This window comes from Pseudonocardia sp. NPDC046786, from assembly GCF_040645415.1.
Lineage (GTDB): Bacteria > Actinomycetota > Actinomycetes > Mycobacteriales > Pseudonocardiaceae > Pseudonocardia > Pseudonocardia kongjuensis.
In genome coordinates this window covers 125505-131708 of sequence record NZ_JBEYYF010000018.1, presented here as the reverse complement: position 1 = coordinate 131708, position 6204 = coordinate 125505, and the positions used below count along the sequence as shown (strand labels likewise).

Below are 6204 nucleotides of genomic sequence, written 5' to 3'. Positions count from 1 at the left end.
GACGATGTCGGTGCGGGCCTCGGCCAGGCCGCGGTTGCGCCCGACCGACGCCCCGCGGCGGGGCTCGCGGACGTAGCGGACCCGCGGCGAGCCGGCCGCGGCGACGACGCGCTCGGTGCACTCGTCGTCCGGGTCGTTGTCGACCACGATCACCGACAGCGCCGGATGGTCGGAGTCGAGCACCGCGGCCAGGCAGCGGGCCAGCGAGTCCGCCCGGTTGCGGGTCGCGATCACCACGGTGACCGGGTCCGCCGCGACCGGCGCGCGATCGACGGTGCCGGCCGGGCCGAGCGTGGACACCGCGGCGTCGAGCTCGGCCGCGGCGGCCCGGCCGCCGCGCAGCGGCACCGTGACCTGGCCCTGCGGGGTGCCGCCGACCGTCACGAGCAGGCGGGCGGCGCCGAAGCGCGGATCGACCACCAGGTCGCGTGCCGGGGCAAGCCGGTCCAGCTCGCCCACCCAGGTCGGTTCGTCCGGTGTCGTCGCCATGTGACCATGGTGCAAGTGACTCGCTGTGACGACGCTGAGATGCGGCACGGTGTCGCTGTCACGCTGGTCACGGGAACAGACCGGACCCCTCCGCGGTTGTGGTTGACGTATCAACTGAATGCGGAGGGAGGCCGGACCGATGAACCTCGAGACCCTGCCCTGGACGGCCGGCGAGGCGACCGCACCCGCCGTCCGGTGGGAGCGCGCGACGTACCTGTTCGACTCCGGCGACCACGTGTCCGCGGCCCGGCTGCTCGCCGAGCTGGCCGATGCCGAGCCGGACGCCACCGCCGTCCGGCTGCTGCTGGCCCGGGCCTACTACCACTCGGCCCAGCTCGGCCGTGCCGAGTCGGTGTTGCGTGAGCTGCTGGAGCGGACCCCGTCCGACGGGTACGCGCACCTGCTGCTCGGCCGCACCCTGCAGCGGCGTTCCCGGCACGACGAGGCCGCGCCGCACCTGCGGCTGGCCTCCGCACTCGGGAGCTGACGGGCGGGCCGCTCGTGCGCGATGTGCGCACGAGCGGCTCCCCGGTCAGTCGTCGTCGAGCGAGTAGATGCGGACCCACTCGATCTCGTAGGTCGCGGGCTGCATGTTGCCGCCGAAGAAGTTGTCCAGCTGGATCGTCAGGTGCCCGCTGGGCATGTCCTGGATGCTGTCCCTGCTGCCACGCGCGCCGCCGGAGAAGCTGAACCACTCCTCGCCGTCGATGAAGCCCTTGACGTGGTCCGGGGTCCACTCGAAGCCGATGTTGTGCCACTCGGTGAGCGGTTCCCCGCAGTCCTGCTCGCGGACGAACTCCTGCTGCACCGGACCGGGCGCGTGCGGGTAGTGGATGAACGCCTCGACACAGTCCTCGCCCGGCGCCATGTTCTCCAGGAAGTCGTACTCGCCGTCCTGCGGCCAGCGGTTCGACTCCGGCCAGATGATCAGCAGCGGGTGGTACTGGCGGCCGTTGTTCGGCCCGTTCTCCTCGGACCGGACCCGCGCCTCCCAGCGGCCGTACTGCTGGTTGAACCGCGACGCGATCCAGGCCGAGTCGCCGTTCGCGAGGCCGGTCTGGACGAGCTTCTCCCCGTCGACCGTGGAGCGGCTGGCGCACCGGCCGCCGTTGCCGTCGTGCCCCGGCCAGCACTCGCCGGCGTGGTGCCAGCGCTCCGGGTCCGGCGGGCCGACGTAGTCGAACTCGTCGGAGGCCGGGAGCGGGGTACCCCAGCCGTGCCGCTCGGCCGCGGTGTCGGCGTGCTCGTCGGCCGGGTCCTGGGCGGGGTCGGCGGTGGGGTCGTCGGGGTCCTGCCCGGCAGCGGGCTCGTCGGCCGGGTCGGCCGGGTCGGCGGGCTCAGTGACCGGGGCCGGGTCGGCCGGGTCCGCCGGTTCGACGGCTGGGGACGCAGCCGGATCGGTGACCGAGCCGGTAGCGGGCTCGGCGGGTTCGGCAGCCGGGTCCGCCGGTTCGGCGGCCGGGTCCGCAGCGGGTCCGGCCGGAGCGGCAGCGGGTTCCGCGGGACCGGTCGCACCGGTCCCCGGACCACCGGGTCCCGCGGGACCGGCCGGTGCCGGATCGTCCGGACCGGCGACCGGCTCGGCGGGCTCGGCGGCCCCCGAAGCCGGTTCGGCGGGACCCGGGGCCGGGTCCGCAGCCGGATCGGGACCCGCCGACTCGGCACCCCACCGCCAGGAACCCCCACGCAGCGCCGACGCCGGGATCCCCGACTCCGCGCCGTCACCGGACCACTCCCCGGACACGGCGGGTGTCCGCTCCGGCTGGGCAGCCGCCCCGTCGGCGAGGGCCATCCCGCCCCCGCTGAAGGCGAGAACACTCGCCGTCACCACCGCCGTCGTGCCGATCACTGTGCGTCGTGCGAGTCCGCGCCTCATGGCTCCGATCCGTCCCCGTCCGTGTCCGGCTTGTCCGATATGGCGGACGCTATGTGCGGACCGCACCCACCGACCACGCGAGCCACCCGACAGTGCGGTGACCCCACCCGGACGGGCGTCCCCCGATCCGCGGCCGCGGCGGCCCATGGCGTCGGTGAGCGGTCGCCGGTGCGGGGCGGACGGGAACCCGGGGACCGGGGTGAACGGTTGTGAACGGCGGGAGGCACGTGGTGGAACCCGTCCGGGTGGACGCCGCTGCGCCGTGCGTGACCGGACCGCCGGGCCGGCTCAGCGGGCGGCGGTGTCCCGGCCGGGCAGCGTCTCCGGCGCCCGCCACCACACCAGCGCCGCGACCAGCGACAGCACGCCGGTCACCGCGAACGCCGGCCCGTACCCGGCCCCCTCGGCCAGGGCGCCCGCGATCAGCGGCCCGGTGATCGCGCCGAGATCGGCCGACATCTGGAACCCGGCGAGCACCGACCCCCCGCGGGCGCGGTCGCCGATCACGTCGGCCACCGCCGCGTTCAGCGGCGGGTTCAGCGTGCCGCTGCCCAGCCCGGCGACCAGCGACAGGGCCAGGAACAGCCACGGCGACGCGGTGTAGCCGAGCAGCGCGGTCGCCGCACCGGACACGGCGAGCCCGGCGATCAGCGGTGGTCGCCGCCCCAGCCGGTCGGCGATCCGGCCGCCGGGCAGCAGGGTCAGCGCGTTCCCGGCGGCGAACACGGCGAGCGCGACGCCACCGAAGGCGTCCTCGCGGCCCAGCGACTCGACCACCACCAGCGGCACCAGCGCGATCCGGACGCCGAACACCGTCCAGCCGTTCGCGAAGTTCCCCACCAGCGCCGCCCGGTAGGCCCGGTGCGGCAGCGCGTCCCGGAACCGCGCGCTCGGCGCCGGTTCCTCCGTGGCCGGTCCGTCCGGGCTGCGCAGCAGCCATCCGCCGACGGCGAGCACCAGCACCAGCAGCCCGGCGTAGACGAGGAACGGGGCGCGGACGTCGATCGCGGCGAGCGTGCCGCCGAGCAGCGGGCCGGCGATGTTGCCGAGCAGGAACCCGGTCGCCCAGAGGCTGGTGGCGCGCCCGCGCAGGTGCGCCGGGGCGAGCCGGACCAGCAGCGACACCGCCGAGATCGTGAACATGGTGGAGCCGATCCCGGCGACCAGCCGCAGCGCGATCAGCTGCCAGTAGGCCGTCGCGAACGCCAGCCCGCCGGTGGTCACGGCGACCACCGCGAGACCCCACACGAACACCGGCAGCTCGCCGAACCGGCCGACCACCGTCCCGGACAGCGGCGCGAACACCAGCCGGGAGAACGCGAACACGCTGATCACCGCGGACGCGGCGGTGATCCCGACGTCGAACGACCGGACGAACGCCGGCAGCACCGGCGCGACCAGCCCGAACCCGATGGCGATCGCGAACGAGGCCCCGACCAGCACGTGGATCTCGCGGGGCAGGGCGGCGCCGCGCGCCGGTACGCCGGGGACGCGGCCGTCCTGCTCGACCACGATCCCCCCTGTTCCCCGATACCCGTACCGACGGTACGCCCGGGCCGGAACCCGGGCCGCAACCGGTACCCGGCCGTCCGGAATGGTGTCGGTGTGGAGCACGAGGAGACCGCCCGGGCGGCCCGGCTCGCCGGGCCGGAGGGGACCGCACTGCTGGACCGGCTGGCCGGCACCGACCGGTCCGGTGCGGCGGCACTGCGGATCGGCACCGCGCTGCGCCGCGAGTACGACGCCGCGCTGGTCGCCGACGCGATGGCGCTCGCCGACCTGCGCGACCGGGCCGCCGCCAAGTTCGCCCGCGCCGGATCGATGTGGTTCACCCGGGACGGGCTGGAGCAGGCGTCGTCGGAGGTGATCGCCCGGCACCGGGCCGCCCGCTACCGCGGCCGCGGCCGGCTGACGGACCTGTGCTGCGGGATCGGCGGGGACGCGATCGCACTCGCCGACGGGCGCGAGGTGACCGGCGTCGACCTGGACCCGGTGCACCTGTGGATGGCCCGGCGCAACGTCGCGGTGCACGGCGGGACCCTGCACCCCGTGCGGTGCGACGTGCGCGACGCCGACCTGTCCGGGACGGACGGCGTGTTCGTCGACCCGGCCCGCCGCTCGACCGGCGGGCGGATGCGCACCGGCGACTCCGAGCCCCCGCTGGACTGGTGCGTCGGGCTCACCGAGCGGACCGACGCCGTCGGGATCAAGGCCGCGCCGGGCGTCGACCACGCCGCGGCGCCGCCCGGCTGGGAGCTGGAGTTCGTCGCGCTCGGCCGGGAGCTGAAGGAGGCCGCGCTGTGGTCGCCCGCGCTGGCCGGGGCGCGGACCAGGGCGACCGTCCTGGACACCGACGGCACCGCGCACGCGCTGGCCGGCGAGCCCGATCCGGACGACGGCGACACCGGCGTCCCGGTCGTCGAACCGGGCCGCTGGCTGCTCGATCCGAACCCGGCGGTCACCCGGGCCGGGCTGGTGACGGCGCTGGCCGGGCGCACCGGGGCGTCCCGGATCGACCGGCGGATCGCCTTCCTGACCGCCGACGACGAGCCGCCCGGCACACCGTTCGCCCGGACCCTGCGGGTGATCGACTCCCGGCCGTGGGACCAGAAGCGGCTGCCCCGGCTGCTGCGCGAGCTCGACGTCGGCGCGGTGGACGTGCGGCGCCGCGGACTGGCCGGCGACGTCGACGCGCTCGCCCGGCGGCTGCGCGGGCGCGGATCGCGGCGGGCGACGGTCGTGATGACCCGGGTCGGCGACCGGCCGTGGGGCCTGGTCTGCGTGGACCCGTGAGTCAGCCGCGGCCGGGGAAGTAGATGAACTCCAGGGCGATGCCGTCCGGGTCGCGGAACTCCAGCGTCGCGTAGTCGGTCGGGTCGGTCCGGTCGACGACGCCCTCGTGCGGCACCGACAGGGTGTCCAGCCAGGCCGCCCAGCTGTCGAGCGTGTCCCGGGTGGCGACGCCGAACGCGAGATGGTCGAGCGCACCGCGGTCCGGGCCGCCGTCGCCGCCGGTCGGCGCGTGCAGCTCGATCATGACCCCGGTCGCCGAGTCGAGCAGCAGGGCGGCCTTGTCCGGATCCGGCACCGGATAGCGGGCGCCGCCGACGCCGTGGTGCGGGAAGGTCATCGGCAGCCGCTGCAACCCGAGCACCCGCTGGTACCAGGTCGCGCTCGACTCCACGTCGGACACGACCGCCGACACGTGGTGGAAGCCGGTGACGGCCGGTCGTTCGATGCCCGCACCCATCGGCACCTTCTCCTCGTCCGGCCGTCACGTACGGCCTGAAGTCAATCGGTCGGGCCGACCCCGTGTCCAGGTCCGCGCCGCTGCACATGATCGACCGTGCCCGTCGGCAGCGCCACGGCGCCCTCCCCACCGGGTGCCCAGCGGGCGCCGAGCGCGCGCAGCAGACCCAGTGCGGCGACGTTCGACGCGGTGGTCCGCGCGACGAGCGGTTCACCCGATCCGGGCCCGACCGCCGCCGTCAGCAGCCGGACGGCGGCCGTCCCGGCGCCGCGGCCGCGCACCCCGCGGGCGAGCCAGATCCCGAACTCGGTGCCGTCCGGGCCCGGCTCCAGGCGCACCGCACCGGCGGCGCGGCCGTCCACCCGCACCACCCAGGTGCGTTCCACCGGGTCCGGCCCGAACGACCGGCGCCGGTGGAACGCGAGGAAGCCGGAGCGCAGCCGGTCGTCCCAGACCGCACCGGGCCCGGCGGGCATCACCTCGCCCGGGTCCGCGCCGGCGACGGCCGCGTCGAGCAGCTCCGCGAGCCCGCGCTCGTCGAGCAGGTCGATCCGCACGTCCACGCCGACCATCATCGCCCGCCGGGTGG

At 76.0% G+C, this 6204-nt stretch carries 7 protein-coding genes; 2 read left to right on the top strand and 5 right to left on the bottom strand.

Annotated features, from left to right (window positions below):
• Window positions 1-489, bottom strand: a 489-nt coding sequence (locus ABZ881_RS21585; protein ID WP_358487084.1) for a glycosyltransferase family A protein, incomplete at its 3' end; no start/stop codon positions are given.
• A 139-nt stretch (window positions 490-628) separates the two neighbouring features.
• On the opposite strand from ABZ881_RS21585, the gene ABZ881_RS21580 reads away from it, so the two are divergent.
• Window positions 629-976, top strand: coding sequence for a tetratricopeptide repeat protein (locus tag ABZ881_RS21580; protein WP_344018221.1), 348 nt, complete (start codon window positions 629-631; stop codon window positions 974-976).
• Window positions 977-1021: 45 nt separating this feature from the next.
• On the opposite strand, the gene ABZ881_RS21575 is transcribed toward ABZ881_RS21580, so the two are convergent.
• Window positions 1022-2365, bottom strand: coding sequence for a family 16 glycosylhydrolase (locus tag ABZ881_RS21575; protein WP_358487082.1), 1344 nt, complete (start codon window positions 2363-2365; stop codon window positions 1022-1024).
• A gap of 288 nt (window positions 2366-2653) precedes the next feature.
• Window positions 2654-3877, bottom strand: coding sequence for an MFS transporter (locus ABZ881_RS21570; protein ID WP_358487079.1), 1224 nt, complete (start codon window positions 3875-3877; stop codon window positions 2654-2656).
• Between the two features lie 93 nt (window positions 3878-3970).
• Between ABZ881_RS21570 and ABZ881_RS21565 the strand changes: the two genes are divergently transcribed.
• Complete coding sequence (locus ABZ881_RS21565; RefSeq protein ID WP_358487077.1) at window positions 3971-5158, top strand: class I SAM-dependent methyltransferase; 1188 nt, start codon at window positions 3971-3973, stop codon at window positions 5156-5158.
• A gap of 1 nt (window position 5159) precedes the next feature.
• Here the strand turns inward: ABZ881_RS21565 and ABZ881_RS21560 are convergent, their stop codons facing one another.
• A complete protein-coding gene (locus ABZ881_RS21560) occupies window positions 5160-5615 on the bottom strand; it encodes a VOC family protein (RefSeq protein ID WP_344018231.1) in 456 nt (151 codons plus the stop codon).
• Window positions 5616-5656: 41 nt separating this feature from the next.
• Window positions 5657-6178 carry a GNAT family N-acetyltransferase gene (locus tag ABZ881_RS21555; protein ID WP_358487075.1) on the bottom strand — a complete coding sequence of 174 codons (522 nt, stop codon included), beginning with the start codon at window positions 6176-6178 and terminating at the stop codon, window positions 5657-5659.
• Window positions 6179-6204: the final 26 nt, after the last annotated feature.

Coding starts and splice junctions, on each gene's coding strand:
- ABZ881_RS21580 (WP_344018221.1), top strand. CDS start 629: ATGAACCTCGAGACCCTGCCCTGGACGGCCGGCGAGGCGACCGCACCC.
- ABZ881_RS21575 (WP_358487082.1), bottom strand. CDS start 2,365: ATGAGGCGCGGACTCGCACGACGCACAGTGATCGGCACGACGGCGGTG.
- ABZ881_RS21560 (WP_344018231.1), bottom strand. CDS start 5,615: ATGGGTGCGGGCATCGAACGACCGGCCGTCACCGGCTTCCACCACGTG.